Source organism: Dyella sp. 2HG41-7 (genome assembly GCF_021390675.1).
Taxonomy (GTDB): Bacteria; Pseudomonadota; Gammaproteobacteria; order Xanthomonadales; family Rhodanobacteraceae; genus Dyella_B.
Genome location: NZ_JAJEJV010000004.1, coordinates 3,701,373 through 3,718,205 on the forward strand (window position 1 = coordinate 3,701,373; position 16,833 = coordinate 3,718,205).

Annotated in this window: 17 protein-coding genes; 10 read left to right on the forward strand and 7 right to left on the reverse strand. The window is 60.7% G+C overall.

The window, feature by feature from the left end:
* Position 1 precedes the first annotated feature (1 nt).
* On the reverse strand, positions 2-721 hold the full coding sequence (locus L0U79_RS18280) for an HAD family hydrolase (RefSeq protein ID WP_233843650.1): 720 nt from the start codon (positions 719-721) through the stop codon (positions 2-4).
* Between the two features lie 128 nt (positions 722-849).
* Between L0U79_RS18280 and L0U79_RS18285 the strand changes: the two genes are divergently transcribed.
* On the forward strand, positions 850-1,764 hold the full coding sequence (locus tag L0U79_RS18285; protein ID WP_233843651.1) for an ion channel: 915 nt from the start codon (positions 850-852) through the stop codon (positions 1,762-1,764).
* A gap of 203 nt (positions 1,765-1,967) precedes the next feature.
* Here L0U79_RS18285 and L0U79_RS18290 read toward each other — a convergent pair whose 3' ends face one another.
* Positions 1,968-2,342, reverse strand: coding sequence for a YciI family protein (locus L0U79_RS18290; RefSeq protein ID WP_233843652.1), 375 nt, complete (start codon positions 2,340-2,342; stop codon positions 1,968-1,970).
* Between the two features lie 482 nt (positions 2,343-2,824).
* Between L0U79_RS18290 and L0U79_RS18295 the strand changes: the two genes are divergently transcribed.
* The 3 genes from L0U79_RS18295 (at position 2,825) to L0U79_RS18305 (ending at position 5,813) form a co-directional block, all read left to right on the forward strand.
* Positions 2,825-3,118, forward strand: coding sequence for a lipid-A-disaccharide synthase N-terminal domain-containing protein (locus L0U79_RS18295; RefSeq protein ID WP_233843653.1), 294 nt, complete (start codon positions 2,825-2,827; stop codon positions 3,116-3,118).
* Positions 3,119-3,167: 49 nt separating this feature from the next.
* Positions 3,168-3,443 carry a lipid-A-disaccharide synthase N-terminal domain-containing protein gene (locus L0U79_RS18300; RefSeq protein ID WP_233843654.1) on the forward strand — a complete coding sequence of 92 codons (276 nt, stop codon included), beginning with the start codon at positions 3,168-3,170 and terminating at the stop codon, positions 3,441-3,443.
* Positions 3,444-3,536: 93 nt separating this feature from the next.
* On the forward strand, positions 3,537-5,813 hold the full coding sequence (locus L0U79_RS18305) for an alpha-N-acetylglucosaminidase (RefSeq protein ID WP_233843655.1): 2,277 nt from the start codon (positions 3,537-3,539) through the stop codon (positions 5,811-5,813).
* On the opposite strand, the gene L0U79_RS18310 is transcribed toward L0U79_RS18305, so the two are convergent.
* The 4 genes from L0U79_RS18310 to L0U79_RS18325 all read right to left on the reverse strand — a co-directional run bounded on the left by L0U79_RS18310 (position 5,741) and on the right by L0U79_RS18325 (position 10,280).
* Positions 5,741-6,964, reverse strand: a complete 1,224-nt coding sequence (locus tag L0U79_RS18310; RefSeq protein WP_233843656.1) for an FtsX-like permease family protein — start codon at positions 6,962-6,964, stop codon at positions 5,741-5,743. The two genes, L0U79_RS18305 and L0U79_RS18310, sit on opposite strands and share 73 nt — an antisense overlap.
* Positions 6,965-6,974: 10 nt before the next feature.
* A complete protein-coding gene (locus tag L0U79_RS18315) occupies positions 6,975-8,294 on the reverse strand; it encodes an ABC transporter permease (RefSeq protein WP_233843657.1) in 1,320 nt (439 codons plus the stop codon).
* Between the two features lie 148 nt (positions 8,295-8,442).
* On the reverse strand, positions 8,443-9,195 hold the full coding sequence (locus L0U79_RS18320; protein WP_233843658.1) for a LytTR family DNA-binding domain-containing protein: 753 nt from the start codon (positions 9,193-9,195) through the stop codon (positions 8,443-8,445).
* Positions 9,192-10,280, reverse strand: a complete 1,089-nt coding sequence (locus L0U79_RS18325) for a histidine kinase (RefSeq protein WP_233843659.1) — start codon at positions 10,278-10,280, stop codon at positions 9,192-9,194. The genes L0U79_RS18320 and L0U79_RS18325 overlap by 4 nt, the downstream gene beginning before the upstream one ends.
* Before the next feature lie 204 nt (positions 10,281-10,484).
* Here L0U79_RS18325 and L0U79_RS18330 point away from each other — a divergent pair, with 204 nt between their 5' ends.
* Positions 10,485-11,009: a nuclear transport factor 2 family protein gene (locus tag L0U79_RS18330; RefSeq protein ID WP_233843660.1), complete on the forward strand. Its 525-nt coding sequence runs from the start codon at positions 10,485-10,487 to the stop codon at positions 11,007-11,009.
* A gap of 60 nt (positions 11,010-11,069) precedes the next feature.
* Here the strand turns inward: L0U79_RS18330 and L0U79_RS18335 are convergent, their stop codons facing one another.
* On the reverse strand, positions 11,070-11,765 hold the full coding sequence (locus L0U79_RS18335) for an aspartate/glutamate racemase family protein (RefSeq protein WP_233843661.1): 696 nt from the start codon (positions 11,763-11,765) through the stop codon (positions 11,070-11,072).
* A 247-nt stretch (positions 11,766-12,012) separates the two neighbouring features.
* Between L0U79_RS18335 and L0U79_RS18340 the strand changes: the two genes are divergently transcribed.
* The 5 genes from L0U79_RS18340 to L0U79_RS18360 all read left to right on the forward strand — a co-directional run bounded on the left by L0U79_RS18340 (position 12,013) and on the right by L0U79_RS18360 (position 16,726).
* Entirely contained in the window at positions 12,013-12,636 is a 624-nt protein-coding gene (locus L0U79_RS18340; RefSeq protein WP_233843662.1) for a hypothetical protein, read from the forward strand.
* A 141-nt stretch (positions 12,637-12,777) separates the two neighbouring features.
* Positions 12,778-15,162, forward strand: coding sequence for a PAS domain S-box protein (locus tag L0U79_RS18345; protein WP_233843663.1), 2,385 nt, complete (start codon positions 12,778-12,780; stop codon positions 15,160-15,162).
* Between the two features lie 231 nt (positions 15,163-15,393).
* Positions 15,394-15,882: a RidA family protein gene (locus L0U79_RS18350; protein WP_233843664.1), complete on the forward strand. Its 489-nt coding sequence runs from the start codon at positions 15,394-15,396 to the stop codon at positions 15,880-15,882.
* A 53-nt stretch (positions 15,883-15,935) separates the two neighbouring features.
* A complete protein-coding gene (locus tag L0U79_RS18355) occupies positions 15,936-16,280 on the forward strand; it encodes a carboxymuconolactone decarboxylase family protein (RefSeq protein WP_233843945.1) in 345 nt (114 codons plus the stop codon).
* Between the two features lie 146 nt (positions 16,281-16,426).
* Positions 16,427-16,726 (forward strand): hypothetical protein, encoded by a 300-nt coding sequence (locus tag L0U79_RS18360; protein ID WP_233843665.1) that lies wholly within the window; start codon positions 16,427-16,429, stop codon positions 16,724-16,726.
* Positions 16,727-16,833: the final 107 nt, after the last annotated feature.

Here is a 16,833-nt window from a genome sequence, read left to right on the forward strand (position 1 = left end):
CTCACATCGCCGAGCGTTCGACCAATTGCGCAATCGCGGCGGGAATGCCGTCCGGCGCCTCGACGGTGAGCATGCGCGGTGCATCCGCATCGCCCAAACCGTTTTCCATCTCGTGCTCCCATGTGACGTGATAAGGCATATGCACGCCCCACCCGCCCATGCGAATCACCGGTTCGATATCCGAACGCAACGAATTGCCCACCATCGCGAACTGCGCGGGCTCCAGCGAAAACTCGGCAAGCACACGGCGATACGTGGCGATATCTTTTTCCGATACGATTTCGATGCGATGAAACAAATCCGCCAGGCCCGACTGCGCCACTTTCTTTTCCTGGTGGAACAGATCGCCTTTGGTGATCAACACCACCTCGTGATGTTCCGCCACCTTCGCCACCGCATCGCGCACGCCCGGCAGCAATTCCACCGGATGTTGCAGCACGGTTTTGCCGGCTTCCACCAAGTGATGAATATCGGCCGCGGAAATGCGTCCTTCGGTAATCGCGATGGCGGTCTCCACCATCGACAGCGTCATGCCCTTGGCGCCGTAGCCGAACAACTTCAGATTGCGCCGCTCGGTCGCCAGCATGCCGGCCTGCACGTGGGTGTCGCTCACGTCCACATAGCGCCCGATGATCTCGACGAAGCGCGCGCTGGCGTCGCGGTAATAGCCCTCGCTATGCCAAAGCGTGTCGTCGCCGTCGAAACCGATAAGCCTGAGCATGAGACGCTACCGTCGGGTGGGGCCAGCAAGCTTACCGCGCCGACTGGCTGCGCGCGCAACGGATGCCGGGCGGCATCGGGCCAGCGCTACAATCCCTTCACGGTAACGAGAACACGGAGTTTTCGAGGATGGGCGTCAAGCGCAAGTTGGCATTCTGGCTGCGACCGCGCGTCGTCACGATCGGCGGACGTCCGTTCGTTTCCGAAGGGCTGAACGAGCGTCTCTGGGACGACTTCTACCACCGCGCGCTTACCATCAGTTGGCCGGCCTTTTTCGGCGTGGCGGTGAGCGTGTTCCTGATGTTCAACGCCGTGTTCGCGATGGTCTACCAGATCGATCCCACCGGCATCGCCAACCAATATCCGAAGGGCTTGGCCGGCGCGTTTTTCTTCAGCGTGGAAACGCTCGCGACCGTGGGTTACGGCGACATGCATCCGGCGTCGGTGTACACCCATGTGGTGGCGACGGTGGAAATCATCGTCGGCATGGGCAATATCGCCGTGTTCACCGGTTTGATCTTCGCGCGCTTTTCGCGGCCGCAAGCGAAGATTCTGTTCGGCAAACATCCCATCGTACGCATGATCGACGGCAAGCAAACGCTGATGATGCGCGCGGCCAATATGCGCCAGAACCTTATCGCGCAGGCCTCCGCGCAATTGCATCTGCTGCGCTTGTATACCTCGCCCGAAGGTTTTCAGATTCGCCGCATCGAAGATTTAAAACTGGTGCGCAACGAGCACCCCGTCTTCGTGCTGAGCTGGAGCCTGATGCACGTCATCGACGAAACCAGCCCGCTGTTCAACGAAACACCCGAGAGTCTTGAAGGAAGCGAAACCTCGCTGCTGCTCACCATCGAAGGGATGGACGAAACCACTTCGCAATCGATGATGGCGCGCACGCAGTGGAGCATCAAAGAAGTGCGCTGGAATCACCGTTATGTCGATCTAGTGCGCCGGAACGAAAACGGTGTAAATGTGATCGACTACAGCATCTTCGACGATGTATTGCCGTTGGATGAGGAAGAGGAAAAGCCGGTGACTTGAGCTGCTCTTGCTCCCTCTCCCCTTTGGGACGCGGGGAGTGGCCATGGATGGCCGCGCTTTGAGGAGCGAGGAAGAGGGCTGGGGCGAAGGGTCAACCTCGACTGATATTTCTTTCATCAAAGAATGTTCGGTTGAGGTTTCCCGCAAGCCCGACCCCTCACCCTAACCCTCTCCCCGAAGGGGAGAGGGAACTAAAAGCAACGTCACGCGCCCACGCGCCGACGCTCCGCATCGATATCCCGCACCGGACGCACCTCGATGCACCCCGTCGCCGCCCACGGAAACGACTGTGCGATACGAACGGCCTCATCGATATTCGCCGCTTCGATCAGATTGAAGCCGCCCAGGTATTCCCGCGCCTCCGCAAACGGCCCGTCGACCACCGTGGTGCGGTTGTTGCGCACGCGCACGGTCTTGGTTTTGGCGGGCGGCTCCAACTGCATGGAGTCCAGCAAATGCCCTTCCGCACGCAATTCGTCGGCGTGCTTGAAGCAGCCGTTCATCATCGTGTCGTACTGGCCGGCCGGCAGGGCGTCCAGCAGGGTGTCGTCGTTGTAGATCATCACCAGAAATTTCATGGCATTCCCAAGCGAGTGGCGGAAAGGTCGCTGACAACCGGCGCAGCGTAGACTGGGTAAGGATGCTCTGACCCATTCTACGTAGGCGTCACCGGCTTGTCCGTTTGCAGGCCACAGGACCATCGGTGAAGGCAGACTGGCTGTCTGTCGAGACGATGGGCCGAAGGCATGCAAACGGACAAGCCGGCCCGAAGGGTGATGTCCAGAGGGCTCGCAGGCTGCGCCGCGTGGCTTGAACAGACGGCCAGTCTGCCCTGCGCCACGCAACACACCCTGCGAGCCCTCTGGACATCATGCCGCCTACGTAGAATGGGTCAGAGCATCCTTAGGCCGAGGTCCATAGACCGGAAGCCAGGGCATTTGAGCGGCCTCGCGGCTCACCGTTCGAGACGCGTTCGACGTCCCTGTCTTATAGTTCGCATGTTTACCCCTGGAAAAGGGCGGAATCCCGCCTCTACCGCCTTCGAGAAACCTGAATGGGAATGCTCAACAACGCCTGGCTGGTGCTGGGATTGATCGGCCAGACCGTGTTTTCCGGCCGGTTTCTGCTGCAGTGGATCTACAGCGAATACAAGCGGCGCAGCGTGATGCCCATGGCGTTTTGGTACGCCAGCGTCATCGGCGCGGTGCTGCTGCTTTGCTACGCCTGCTACAAGAAAGACCCGGTGTTTATCGTGGGCCAGGTCGGCGGCCTGTTGATCTACCTGCGCAATCTGCAGCTGCATCGCCGAGTAAAAAAAGAACCGGTGACCGACGCGTCGGGGCTCGCCTCGTGACTATTCGTCCCTGTTTTGCCGCCCCGCTGCCGATTTCCTGGAGAACGACGTGTCGCTAAGCACCCAAACCTTGTGGGTCGGCGCTGGACTGATCGGTCAGATCATCTTCGGCGCGCGCTTTATGGTGCAGTGGCTGTATAGCGAATCGCGCGGCCAGAGCCTGATTCCGCCGATGTTCTGGTATCTCAGCGTGGCCGGCGGCGTGATCTTGTTGAGCTACGCCATCCATCAGCGCGAAGCGGTTTTCATTATCGGCGAAGCGGTGACCTTGGCCATTTTTCTGCGCAACCTCGTTATGCTGCGGAAAGAACCCGATTCGGACTGAGCGTCAGCAAGCGCATTTGCGCCTTAGATTTGCTGGAGCTCCAAGCAGGAAGCACGCCCGAACGCCCCCGTACCGCTCATCGTGCCTTCCGCCATGCGTAAACGTTTCTTCCGGTTTTGGTGTGCCGCTGTCGTCCTGACGTTTGCTAGCGCGGGCATCCACGCGCAAGCAGCGCCGGCCACCGCCTTCAACACACAACCCGAACAAGCCGTGCTGACGCGCTTGCTGCCGCACCAGGCGTCGCAGTTCGAACTCGGCACGATGATCTCGCCCAACGGTCACGAACGTTTTCGCATTTCGAGCGACAACGGCCGCATCAAGGTGGAAGGCAGCACGCCGAGCGCATTGCTGTTTGGCGTGAACTGGTATTTGAAATATGTCGCGCACGTGCAGATCTCGCCCAATGGCGATCGCGTCGGCGCTGCCGCCTTCCCCTTGCCCACCGCGGTGATCGAAAAGGAAACGCCGTACACCTATCGCTACGCGTTGAACGAAAACGTCGACGGCTACACCTCGCCGTATTGGGATTGGGCGCGCTGGGAGCGCGAAATCGACGTACTGGCGCTGTCGGGCGTCAACGCGATGATGATCGAACGCGGCACCGATTTCGTGCTTTACCAAACCTTCCGCGATTTCGGCTATGCCGATGGCGACATCCGCAACTGGATCACGCAACCCGCACATCAGAACTGGCAGTTGATGGGCAATTTGTGCTGCTTCGACGGGCCGATCAGCAGCGTGCTGATGCAAAAGCGCGTCACATCTGCGCAGAGGATCATCGCGCGCCTTCGGGAGCTCGGCATCACACCCGTTCTGCCCGGTTTCTACGGCGTGGTGCCGGCGGATTTCCAAACACGATTCCCGAAATCGCATGTGGTGCCGCAAGGCGAATGGGCCGGATTCACGCGTCCCGGCTGGCTCGATCCGCGCGATCCGATGTTCGCAAAACTGGCCGCCGCGTTTTATCGCCATCAACGCGAGTTGTACGGCGATAGCACTATCTACGACATGGAAGTATTCCAGGAAGGCGGCGACTCCGGCGACGTGCCCGTACCGGAAGCGGCGCGCGATGTGCAAAACGCGCTGCTCGCCGCGCATCCCGGCGCGCGATGGATGATGCTGGCCTGGCAAGGCAATCCTCGGCAGGATCTGCTTTCGGGCGTGGATCGCAATCATCTTCTGATTATCGATATCGATCACGACCACGTGCCGCGCGACGACCGCCAGAAAGATTTTCAGAACGCGCCATTCCTGTTCGGCGGCATTTGGGAATTCGGCGGACGCACCACGCTGGGCGCCAACACGCAGAACATCACCGAGCGACTGCAACGCCTGGGTCGCACCAACGGCAATATGATCGGCACGGCGCTGTTTACCGAAGGCATGAACACCAATCCGTTCGCCTTCGATCTGTTCACCGAAATGGCGTGGCGCAGCGAGCCTATCGATATCGCCGCATGGACAGCGGATTATGTGCAACGCCGCTATGGAGCTGCCGATCCGCATGCGCTGGCGGCGTGGAATGTGTTGTTGCATACCGCATACGATCTGCACATCACCGATGTGCCGTTCAACAGCGAGCGCGACGCCGCGCAGGAATCCTTGTTCGACGCGCAGCCCAGCCTGACCGTCAATCGCGCGTCGAATTGGTCGCCTGAGGCGTTGCGCTACAGCGGCGATGTGTTCAAGCAAGCCCTGCCCGCTATGTTGCAGGTCGCGCCGGAACTGCGCGTGAGCGAAACCTATCAATACGATCTGGTGGATATCGCGCGCCAAACACTGGCCAACGAAAGCCGCATGCTGTTGCCACAGATCAAGGCCGCGTACGACGCCAAAAACGAATCGCGCTTGCACACGCTGACGCAGCGCTGGTTGCAATTTATGGACCTGCAAGATCAGGTGCTGGCGACCAACCGCTACTTTCTTGTCGGCAACTGGTTGAACCAGGTGCAACCGTGGGCATCGACGCCCAATGAACTAGTACGCCTGAATTACGACGTGCGCTCCCTGCTCACCACGTGGGGCGATCGCAAAGCGAGCGAAGGCGCGAGCCTGCACGACTACGGCAACAAGGATTGGGCGGGCCTCACGCGCGACTACTATCGCCTGCGCTGGCAAACCTACTTTCAGTCGCTCGACGAATCGCTGCGTTCCGGCGCGCCACCCAAGACCATCGACTGGTTTGCGATGGGCGACGCCTGGAACCACGGCGCGCAACGCTACACCGATCAACCGGTCGGCGATGCCTATCAGGCCGCGACGCGTGTCGCCGATGCGTTACAAATGACCAGCACCAGCTACACCGTTCGCGACGCTTCCACCGGCGACACGTTGGATGCGCGCCAGGCCGGCACGAAAACAGCGGACTGACCGAGCAACACCACCGCGACGACGCCGACGACCAGATACGCAATCGACAACCTCTGCATTTCGAAGCGATCGATCAGCAACACATTGAGCAACACCGTCAGCACGGCGCCGAGCATCACGCCGCCCGTGCTGATCAACAGGTTTTCGGTGCAAAAGTAGCTGAGAATGTCGCCCTTCGTCGCGCCCAACGCCCGGCGCACGCCGATATGCTTGCGCCGCTGGCTCACCCAGAAACTGGTCAGGCCGACGATGCCCGCAGCCGTCGTCGCCAACAGCACCGCGCAAATCACGCCCATCAAGATCGCAATACCGCGATCGCTTCGATAAGCGATGGTGCGAATCTGGCCGTACGTCATCACATCTTTCGGACCGATCACGCGCTGCGGATTCGCCGCGATAAGCGCCTGCGACGCCGCCTGCACGACGCTTGCCATCGCACCGGGCTGCACGTGCACCATGTAGGTCGTCGTGCTTGCGAGCAGGCGAAATGGCACAAGCGTGGAGCGTTCGACCCAGGCTTCGGAAAAACTGCCGATCCAGGTTTGCATACGCTCCACAACGCCGATGATGATGCTGGGCGGCGCACTGCCGACGCATATTTGCTGCCCGACCGCGTTGCCGCCCGGAAACAATTTGTCCGCCAACGCCCGGGTGACGATGATCGTGCGCGGCGTCAACACATCGCGTGCGCCCATGTCGCCGATCTCGTCCGCACGAAAATTGCGCCCGGCGACGAGTTTCAGGCCGAGCGTCGCCAGCGTGTGCTCGTCGGCAAAATAAATGCCTGTCGGCGACGTCGCGCTTTTCTGATCCATCGTATAGCGCACGCCTTTGGACCAACCGCCGTTGCCGAGCGGATAGGCATTGGTGGCGTAGACATCGCCGACGCCGGGCAGGCGACGCAAGGTTTGCAGATCGGACGCCATCAGCGCCTGCAGCTGCGCCGGCGCCTGTTGGCCGATCCATTGATTCTGGATCACCAGCACATTCGCTTCGTCGACGCCGCTGGGTCGCGACAGACGCACCACGCGTTGATGGATGATAAATAGCGCATTGCACACGATCGCCAGCGTCAGCGCGATCTGCAGCACGATCAACGCGGTGCCGGCTTTGTGATGCCACAGCGCGGACAAAATGGGCCTTATTTGCATCACGCTCGCCTCACTGCGATTTCAGCTGCCACGACGGCTGCACGTGCGCCGCCCGCCACGCGGGATACAAGCCCGCAATCACCGTCGCCACCACCGCCAACGACACGGTCACGCCAATCAGGCCGACAGTGAGATGCGCCAGCTTGGCGATGTCCGGCTCGAACAAAAGATCCGTGCCGCGCATGCCCAAGGCCGTCAACAGCAAGCCCAGCAATCCACCCGATATACCGATCACGGTCGCCTCGGCGACAAACTGCCGATAGATTTCGCCACGCGATGCGCCCAAGGCGCGGCGCACGCCGATCTCGCCCGCGCGCCGCATGATTTTCGCCAGCAGCAATCCCACGGTATTGACCAGGCACACCAGCAGAAAACCGCCCGCCACCAACAGCGATACCGTGGTTTCTGGCGGCGCCACGCCTTCGTGGTCTAGCCAATCCATCAGATTGAACAAGCGCACGTTGCTCGCCCAATGAAACCGGCCGTGCCGCTGCTGATCCGCGGCGTAGCCACCCAGAAATTGCTGGTAACGCAACGCAGCCGCTGCATTGGGCAATTCCAGCCACATCGACACCCACACGCATTCCGATTGCAGCCAGCCGTTCCAGCCCGGCGATAGCGCTTTGAGCGAACCGGCGCAGTTATTGTTGCCGTTGCTGCCGATTTGCAAATCGATGGCGCGCGTAAACGGCACGTAGTAATCCGGCGCGTCGCCGAAGCTGTATCCGTTGTTGACGTCGTAGAAACGCGGCTGCGGATTCCAATGATCGACGACGCCGACGATGCGATAGTCGTGCCCGTCCACGTCGAGCGTGCGACCGACGCTGTTCGCGCCGCCGAACAGCGCGCGATTGAGTTGGTCGCTGATCACGATCACGCCGGCATGGCGCTGATCGTCGCCATCGTTCCAAGCGCTGCCGTATTCGAAAGGCGTCTCGAACATCGGAAAGAAATCCGCATACGCTGCATAACCGTTTGCCGCGAACGGACGATGCGATCCGTCTTGCGGCACCACCGTGCCGACGATCGGATAGATGGCCGTTTGTCGTGTGGCAACGTGCGCCTGCATCAAGGCCATGGCGTCGGTATACGTCAGCGCATCGGGCAAGTTGTTGCGCGTCGAGCCGTTTTGCGGACCCCGATTGTCGATCTGCGGCACGAACAGTTGCGCCGATTTGTCCGGCAACGGATTGCCGGATACGGCGCGAAACACAGCATATGTCGTCATCGACGCGGCCACGCCGACACCCATGATGATCACCATCAATGCCGTCAAACCCGGGCTGCGCCGAAAGCTGTGCAGCGCCAGCAGTAAGTAATAGCCGAACATCCGTCGTTCGCTCCTCGATAGACCGTGCGCCTTGGAGGGCGTGATTCGGCCGCAGCCGTTACCTTCGGGCGACGTCGGACATGGAGCACGTTATTTGTGACGATCGGTCGCGCCTTGGGGCGAGCGGTCGATGGATCGCGGCAAGCGGTCAGCGAATGCCGAGCGCGAGCCGCGCCGCATTGCGGAATCGGCGGCTCAAATCCAGGCGCGTGCCGTCGTGCAACACCACTTCGGCATGTCCTTGAAACAGTGTGTGCACTTCGCGAATGCGATTCATATTGACCACGATGCTGCGGTGAATGCGCAGAAAGTGATTCGGGTCCAGCGTCTCGCACAAATGGCGCAGCGTTTCGCGATGCAGATACGAATGACTACCCACATGAATGCGCACATAGTTGTCGTCCGCGCGTACCCAGTCGATATCCGCCACCGGAATCACCACGCTGCGCTCGTCGGTCTGCACGCTGATGCGCTTGATATAGTGACCGTTGCCATCCGCCGACGCCGGCCGACGGTCGCGCTGCAATCCGTGCCAATGTTTTTTGACGCGATCCATCGCTTGATCGAAACGTGCTTGGTCGATCGGCTTCAGCACATAGTCGATGGCGTTGACGTCGAACGCTTCCAGCGCGTGATTGGCGAATGCCGTCGTGAAAACGACCAAGGGCAAGTCGGTGGCGTCGTGGTCGCGCAGCAGGGTGAAACCGTCGCCGCCGGGCATCTGGATATCCAGAAACAACAGATCCGGCGACAAGGCGGCGATAGCCTGCGCCGCTTCCTGCACGTTGCCGCACTCCCCCACCACGTCGACATCCGCATGCGTGGCCAACGCTTGACGCAACGCTACGCGCGCAAGCATTTCGTCGTCGACCAGCAAGGCGCGTAGGCGCGCTATCGTCACGAGCTGCTCTCCGCCACAAAGGGAAAGCGCAACTCCACGCGTGTGCCGCCACTCGCGCGGCGCGACAGATCCATGCGCGCTTTATCGCCGAACATCGCCTGCAAGCGCTCGCGCGTATTGCTCAAACCCACGCCTTCCACCGGACCCGTAGGCGGCAAGCCGAGGCCATCGTCTTCCACGGACAGATGAAGGTCGTCGTCGATGCGACGCGCAACGATATGCAAGGCGCCGCCGTCCGTCTTGGCGAGCAAGCCGTGGCGCAACGCGTTTTCCACCAGCGGCTGCAAAATCAGGCTAGGCACCATCGCATGGCCGGAGTCGCCCACGTCGACATGCGTCACCAGTCGATCCTGAAAGCGCACCTTTTGGATGCCCAGGTACGATTCGAGAAATTGCATTTCGCGCGACAACGGCACTTGTTGGGCGTGTCGCTCCTCCAGCGTCAAGCGCAGAAAATCGCTGAGGCGCGCAATCATCAGTTTCGCCTGCGCCGGATCGGCGATCGTCAGCGCCGAAATCGCATTGAGCGTATTGAACAAGAAATGCGGCTGCAGCTGCATGCGCAACACTTGCAGTTGCGATTGGGCCAGCCTCGTTTCCAGCTGCGCATTGCGCACCCGCTCATCGCGCAGCGAGCGCCACGACGCCAAGCCGCGCAGCACCACCAGCATGATCCAGTACGTCAGCAGCGAGAGATGGAATTTGTAGACGCCCTCGTTGTGCAGCAGATCCGTCAACGTCAACACGTTGCCTTTGGGGTTGGGACCGCACCACGCGAAGAAAAGGCAAAGCATCACCGCGCTTTGCGCGGCGGCGAGCAGCACGCTGCATGGAATGTGCACGGCGCAGAACCGACGCCAGCTTTGCGCGCCCACCTGGCCCAGCCAGCTCACCAGCGGCGTCAACGCCATCCACAAATAGAAATCGATCAGATTCCACGACAGCGGACGGAACCAAGTTTCGGGTCGACCTTCGCTGATGCTGCCGAGCACGGAACTGGCGGCGTACGACAACGCCAGCACCGTCCAGAACGCGAATGCCAGTGCCACGATTTTCAGCTTGTGCGTGCGATCGGTCTCGCTCATGCCCTTCACGCGTATCGTTGCGCCATGTGTCGCGGTTAGTGTGCGAACTCTCCGCCCGCTTGGGAAGTGCAAAAAGACGCGTTGCCGCTTACCCGCCGGAATAGACCGCTCACCCCACTACCAAGGCCTTCATCACAAAGCGCGTGCTGTCTGCGCGCCTGCCTAGGATGCTTCGCTCACCTTTTCGCCCCAACAGGAACGTCTATGGCTACCCCCAATAACCGCCGCTCGCTGGTTGGCGCACTTGTCGCCGTTGCGCTGCTCGCTTTCGTAGTGTTCGAACCGCATACGTCGAACGTTTACGCGCAGGATTCCATGTCCGGCACTGCCGACGAAACGCAGCAAACCGAAGCGGCCGTGATGGCCGTGGACAGACACTGGAGCATCGCCGAACTGACCGGCGACACGGCATGGCTCGATCAGATGCTGCTGCCCGAATACCGTTCCGTGGGCAATACCGGCGTCGCACACTCGAAAGCCGAGATCGTGACTGGCGCCGCCAAGCGCAAAGGCACCGACCTCGCCACGGCGCAGCAGAAAATGGCGGCGTATGAGAAAGAACATCCGTATGGCAGCGCGGTGCTGATCCACGGTAACACGGCCGTTATTTCGTTCTACGACCCGGCGCTGGGTCCGCAGAAAGGCGTGAAGTCGTCCGATATTTTTGTGTATGTCGATGGACATTGGCATGCGATGTATTCGCAGCACACGGCTGTGCAAAAAAGCTGAGCAAGAGATTTATTGCTGAAGCGCATGCGCCTCGACCGTGCGAGGCGCATGCCTTGTCGACTAATCATCGCCGAGTGCGAAATCCACCGCCGCCTGCGCATGGATGCGCGTGGTGTCGAACAGCGGCACAGCTGAATCTTCGGGCGTCACCAACAAAGCGATTTCCGTGCAACCAAGAATGATCGCTTCGGCGCCCTTGTCGACTAGCGCCGCCATGATGCGCCGATACTCCGCCCGCGACGGCTCCACGAATTTGCCCACGCACAATTCTTCGTAAATCACACGATGCACGATGTCGCGATCGGCCTGATCGGGCGTGATCACGTCCAAACCCTGTTCTTTCAGGCGATCGCCATAAAACGCCTGCTCCATCGTAAAGCGCGTCCCTAGCAAGCCCACTTTTTTAAATCCCGCCGCACGGATTTGCGCCGCGGTCGCATCCACTACGTGCAGCAGCGGAATATGCACTTCCAATTCGATGGCAGGCGCGACCTTATGCATCGTGTTGGCGCAAATCATCAAGAAATCCGCGCCCGCCATTTCCAGCCGACGCGCTGCCTTGGCGAGCGCTTCCCCGGCTGTTTCCCATTCCCCGCTGCGTTGCAGTTGTTCGATCTCGTGAAAGTCGACGCTGTAAAGAACGATCTTGGCCGAATGCAGACCGCCGAGCCGCGCTTTGACCGCTTCATTGATCAAGCGGTAGTAGGGAACGGTGGATTCCCAGCTCATCCCGCCAATTAGACCTATGGTTTTCATCGTAATTCGTTCCATCCCATCGTTATCGGCCACACGGCCAGACCTCGCCTAGCATGCCTTGCCGGCCGGCCCATTAGCGACCGGAAACCGGGCCGAGTTCGAGAAATCGGCCGAGCCCTTCAGCTGAGCCCTAACTCGGGCAAAACCTGGTCCCCCAAGGCCTTGAGCCCGAGCGCTGAAGTTTCCGCCACCCAGGTCGATAACCCCTATGTGAACCCGCGCCCCTCAGCCGCTTGTGGAGACCTGCATGATCAGCGCCCGTCCCAATCTCGCTTACCTCAAGGCTGCCTGGGCGGCGCACGCCGGCATCAGCGCGGAAAACTGCAAGCAGAGCTACGACGCCGCGGGCATCTCGTTCGAGCGCATCAATCATTCGTGGATCGTGCGCAAAGACGAGACGCAAGTCTCCACCATGCCGCTGCGCTACACGCGGCAGGAACTGCGCATGGGCTTTCTGGGACGCATCGAGATGGAAGCGCGCAAAGCCGCTGCCGAGATCGAAGCCGTGCTGCTGCGCGACCTGGAACTGCCGGAAGAACACGCGCTGATCGTGGAACTGGAAGAAACCATGCGCCATCTGCGCCGCAAAGGCCATCGCGCACTGGCGATGTTTATCGTACCCACGCAGGCGGCCGATCCGTCGCAACGTTTCTGCGTGGAAGTGCAAATGTTTCTGGATGCGCCTCGGGCCTGCGTGTACGCGCATCGCATCGACCCGAACGGTTTCGCCGGCACGGACCTGCTCGCCGGACACAGCAAGCGCGAACGTCATCCGCGCGCAGCCACCTATGCCGAACTGGGGCAACGCATCGTCGCCACCGTTCATGCCGCGTTGGAGAGGTTGGACGCTGACGCGTTCGCGCATGCTTGATTAGTTTACGGGCGGCCTGTTCCACTCCGCGCGCGACAACCATCACGTCCGCCCCATAAAGGCCGCTTCACGGTCCCTTCACCATCCCAGGCGGCATCGTCGTACTCCTACAGGTGGGCGATCTTCGAAAGGGCGGGCAGTGTGCGTAATGAAGCAGTGCCGGCATCGGCCATCGAGACCGTGTTGTCCGGCGATCAGCTGCTGAAAAAACTCCCCACAGCGGTCTATACGACCGATGCGGACGGGAACATTACGTTCTTCAACGACGCCGCCGTGCAATTCGCCGGCAGCACGCCGAAGCTGGGCGAACCGTGGCATTCGATGTGGCGTCTAATTCGGCCCGACGGCTCGCCCATGCCGATCGACCAAAGCCCCATGGCGATCGCTTTGCGCGAACGCCATCCCGTTCGCGGCGTGAGCCTGGTTGCGCAACGACTTGACGGTACGCGCGTGTCGTTTATGCCCTACCCCACGCCGCTGTTCGACGACCACGGCAGGCTGATCGGCAGCATCAATGTATTGATGGATTTATCCGAACTGTCGGAGGTCCCATCGGTCACCGTGTCGATCGCGAAAAACAACAAAGACAGCGCGGATAAACTCGCGCAATCCGAACGCGATTTCGAGCTGCTGGTGCGCAGCGTTACCGATTACGCGATTTTCATGCTGGATACGACCGGCCACATCATCAGCTGGAACAGCGGCGCGGAAAAAATCAAAGGCTATCGCGCCGACGAAATCATTGGCCATCATTTCTCCCGCTTTTACACGCCGGAAGATCGGGCGGCGAGCATTCCGCAACATGCGCTGAGCACGGCGCTGCGCGAAGGTCGCTACGAATCGGAAGGATGGCGCGTTCGCAAAAACGGCACGCGCTTCTGGGCGAACGTGGTGATCGATCCTGTGTGGGACAACGGCGAATTCGTCGGCTTCGCCAAGGTCACGCGCGACGCGACCACGCGCCGCCACGCCGAACTGGCGCTATTCGAAAGCGAGCGCCGTTTTCGCGGCATTGTAAATACCGCGCTGGATGCGTTTGCCCAGATCGACGAAGCCGGCCGCATTACCGAATGGAATCCACAAGCGTGCGAACTGTTCGGTTGGACGCGCGACCAAGTGCTGGGCAAGGTGCTGGCGGATCTTTGTCTTGCGCAGGACGATTCGGCCACATCCAGCTGGTTGCGCGCCGTTTGGCAAGAGCACGCCACGCGTAAAACCCATCAAGTCACCGCCGTCAATCGCGCGGGCAAACGCTTCGCCGCCGAGCTCAACGCCAGCGTGCTGACGCTGGCATCCGGTCCGCTGATGAATATCTTCATGCGCGACCTTACCGAAAGAATGCAGATGGAAACGCAGCTGCGGCAGTCGCAGAAGATGGAAGCGCTGGGACAACTCACCGGCGGCATCGCGCACGACTTCAACAATATTCTGCAGGCGATTTCCGCTTCGCTGGAAGTGGTGGAAATGATTGGCGAGCGGGAAGGTTTCAACTCGGCCGACAAGCATATCCAGAACGCGCTGAGCAGCGTGCGACGCGCCGCCGGTCTTACGCATCGTTTGCTTGCCTTTGCGCGTCGACAAGCGCTTGCGCCCAAAGCGGTCGCCGTGAACGGACTAATCACCGGCATGAGCGAATTGCTGCGACATTCGATCGGCGAAAACATCGCATTGGATTTGACGCTGCCCGACGATGCATGGACCGCCCATTGCGACACAAACCAACTCGAGAACGCGATCCTCAATCTGGTGATCAACGCACGCGATGCGATGCCTCACGGCGGGCGTTTGCGTATCGCCGTGGCCAACGTCGACGGTACCGATCCGGCCGCGCTCGGCGTACTCGAGCCCAACCGAACCTTCGTCAGGATCACCGTGAGCGATAACGGCAGCGGCATGCCGCCCCATGTGAAGGAGCGCGCGTTCGATCCGTTCTACACCACCAAGTCGGTGGGACAAGGCACAGGCTTGGGCCTGTCGATGGTCTATGGCTTTGCGCGCCAATCCGGCGGTCATTGCGCAATCGAAAGCGAACTCGGCGAAGGCACCTGCATCACCGTGCTGCTGCCGCGTTACGAAGGTCCCACGCAGCCGGCCGTGGAAAAGTCAGCCATTGCGGGCCAGCCGTCCACCACCGGTGAACACATTCTGCTTGTGGAAGATCAGGATGTAATCCGCACCGTCATCACCGAAGTGCTGGTCAAACAGGGATACGCCGTCACGCAGGCTTCCGATGGTTTGGAAGGCGTTTCCATCGCCATCGCCGGCGAGCCGTTCGATTTGATCGTCACGGATATCGGCTTGCCCGGCATCAACGGCCGCAGCCTCGCCGACACCGTGCGCGGACGCCAGCCGTACGTGCCCATTCTGCTAATGACCGGCTACGACGCCACCGCCACCAGCACCACCACCAGCCTGCCCGACGGCATGTCGCTGCTGTCCAAGCCGTTCAATGTCGACAGCCTGATCGAGCAGGTGCGCAAGTTGATCGAGTGGCGGCATGTGCAGATGGAAGCGGGGCATCGTTAAGAACTCAAAACGGTGGCAGCTTGCGTTTTTTCTGAAACATTTCCCACCTTACCGTCGTCGTCCCGGCGAAAGCCGGGACCCAGCGACTTATGGATCGTCAAAGCCACTGGGTCCCGGCTTTCGCCGGGACGACGAGCGTTGTTTCATGCCGTAACAAAATAACGCCCCAGGCAAAATCGCCCGTAGCGTGCTATCTATCCCCGCCTGGAGTGGTCCCAAGGAAAGTTACCGATGAAACTCTTCCCCGCGCTCGCACTCGCCCTGCTCGCCGCGCCCTCGTTTGCAGGCGATCAGACCCCGCCGGTGCGACACATCAATCCCACCACGCTCGACGCACCGCACGGCTATACCCATGTGATCACCGTCGACGGCGGGCGCACGGTATATATCGCGGGCCAGGCGCCGCTCGACCAACACGGCAAACTGGTCGGCGCCGGCGATTTCGCCGCGCAAACGAGGCAAACCTTCGAAAACCTGAAAGCCGCGCTCGCTGCAGGCGGCGCGACGTTTTCCGATGTGGTCGAAATGACCACCTATGTCACCGATATGTCGCAAGTCGATGCGTATCGAAACGTGCGCAACCAATACATGAGCGATCCGCTGCCCACGGCGAGCTTGGTAGAAGTGAAGGGCTTGTTTCGCAAAGACGTGATGATCGAAGTCAGTGCCGTCGCCGTGGTGTCCGCCACGACGGCGCACCAGCCTCACGCAACTCCGTAGCGCAGGCGGGCGGCATGAGCCCAACGTTCAATCTTCAGACCGAGGACTTTTCCATGTTGAATTGGCTGGAATACCGCAAAGAACTGATGGGCCGCATCGGCGAAATCGGCAAGCTGAGCCCCGACACTGTCGCCGGTTACCAAACCTTGTCCAAGGCCGGCCAGAAAACCGGCCATCTGGACGCCAAGACGCGCGAGCTGATTTCCCTGGCGGTGGCCGTGACCACGCGTTGCGACGGCTGCATCACCGTGCACACCGCAGAGGCCCTGAAACACGGCGCAACCCAGGAAGAAATCGCCGAGGCGCTGGGCGTGGCCGTCGCCATGAACGCGGGCGCGGCCTTGGTGTACTCGGCCAGGGTGATGGACGCCGTGGGCGCCTATCAGGCGGGGCACTAAGTTTTACCCCGCAAGTCCAGGGCGGCGCCGAGCCAGAAGGCGCCGCCGGGTGGATCGAGGGCCCATTTCAAAAGTTTCCGACTTAAACGTCGATAGAACGATGGGGAGGTATTTCCCGCTCTGGCCATTCGCGAGGACGTGACGCCGTGTTTTTGACTGTCGAACAAATCGAGCAGCGGCTTGCCGAACTGGGCCGCTCCATCCCACGCCTGCTCAGCGAAAACGAAGGCGCCGAATTCTGGATCGAATTTCTGGAGCGCGCGGACGCTATCAAGGACCATGTGTCGCTCGATCACTACGACTGGGTCACGGAGCGGATTTACGAAGCGCTCGCTATTTACGGCATTGCGGCGCCGTCGCGGTGGATTCTCGCGACCTTGGCGGAGGCCGAACAGCCACAGATCGCGACCGCCAAACGGGCCGCCTCGGGCAAATTCACCGCATAACGGGTTACTCGCGGGTGGCCTGTAAAAGGCCCCCGGCCAGCTCGCTCAAGAAATCCCTCTATCGACCGATAGCGTTATCAGGGTCCCTTTTTCGCGGGGCCTTGGGG

Bases quoted from the DNA above. Each gene is read 5' to 3' on its own strand.
- L0U79_RS18280 (WP_233843650.1), bottom strand. From the start codon at position 721: ATGCTCAGGCTTATCGGTTTCGACGGCGACGACACGCTTTGGCATAGC.
- L0U79_RS18285 (WP_233843651.1), top strand. From the start codon at position 850: ATGGGCGTCAAGCGCAAGTTGGCATTCTGGCTGCGACCGCGCGTCGTC.
- L0U79_RS18290 (WP_233843652.1), bottom strand. From the start codon at position 2,342: ATGAAATTTCTGGTGATGATCTACAACGACGACACCCTGCTGGACGCC.
- L0U79_RS18295 (WP_233843653.1), top strand. From the start codon at position 2,825: ATGCTCAACAACGCCTGGCTGGTGCTGGGATTGATCGGCCAGACCGTG.
- L0U79_RS18305 (WP_233843655.1), top strand. From the start codon at position 3,537: ATGCGTAAACGTTTCTTCCGGTTTTGGTGTGCCGCTGTCGTCCTGACG.
- L0U79_RS18310 (WP_233843656.1), bottom strand. From the start codon at position 6,964: ATGCAAATAAGGCCCATTTTGTCCGCGCTGTGGCATCACAAAGCCGGC.
- L0U79_RS18315 (WP_233843657.1), bottom strand. From the start codon at position 8,294: ATGTTCGGCTATTACTTACTGCTGGCGCTGCACAGCTTTCGGCGCAGC.
- L0U79_RS18325 (WP_233843659.1), bottom strand. From the start codon at position 10,280: ATGAGCGAGACCGATCGCACGCACAAGCTGAAAATCGTGGCACTGGCA.
- L0U79_RS18330 (WP_233843660.1), top strand. From the start codon at position 10,485: ATGGCTACCCCCAATAACCGCCGCTCGCTGGTTGGCGCACTTGTCGCC.
- L0U79_RS18335 (WP_233843661.1), bottom strand. From the start codon at position 11,765: ATGAAAACCATAGGTCTAATTGGCGGGATGAGCTGGGAATCCACCGTT.
- L0U79_RS18340 (WP_233843662.1), top strand. From the start codon at position 12,013: ATGATCAGCGCCCGTCCCAATCTCGCTTACCTCAAGGCTGCCTGGGCG.
- L0U79_RS18350 (WP_233843664.1), top strand. From the start codon at position 15,394: ATGAAACTCTTCCCCGCGCTCGCACTCGCCCTGCTCGCCGCGCCCTCG.
- L0U79_RS18355 (WP_233843945.1), top strand. From the start codon at position 15,936: ATGTTGAATTGGCTGGAATACCGCAAAGAACTGATGGGCCGCATCGGC.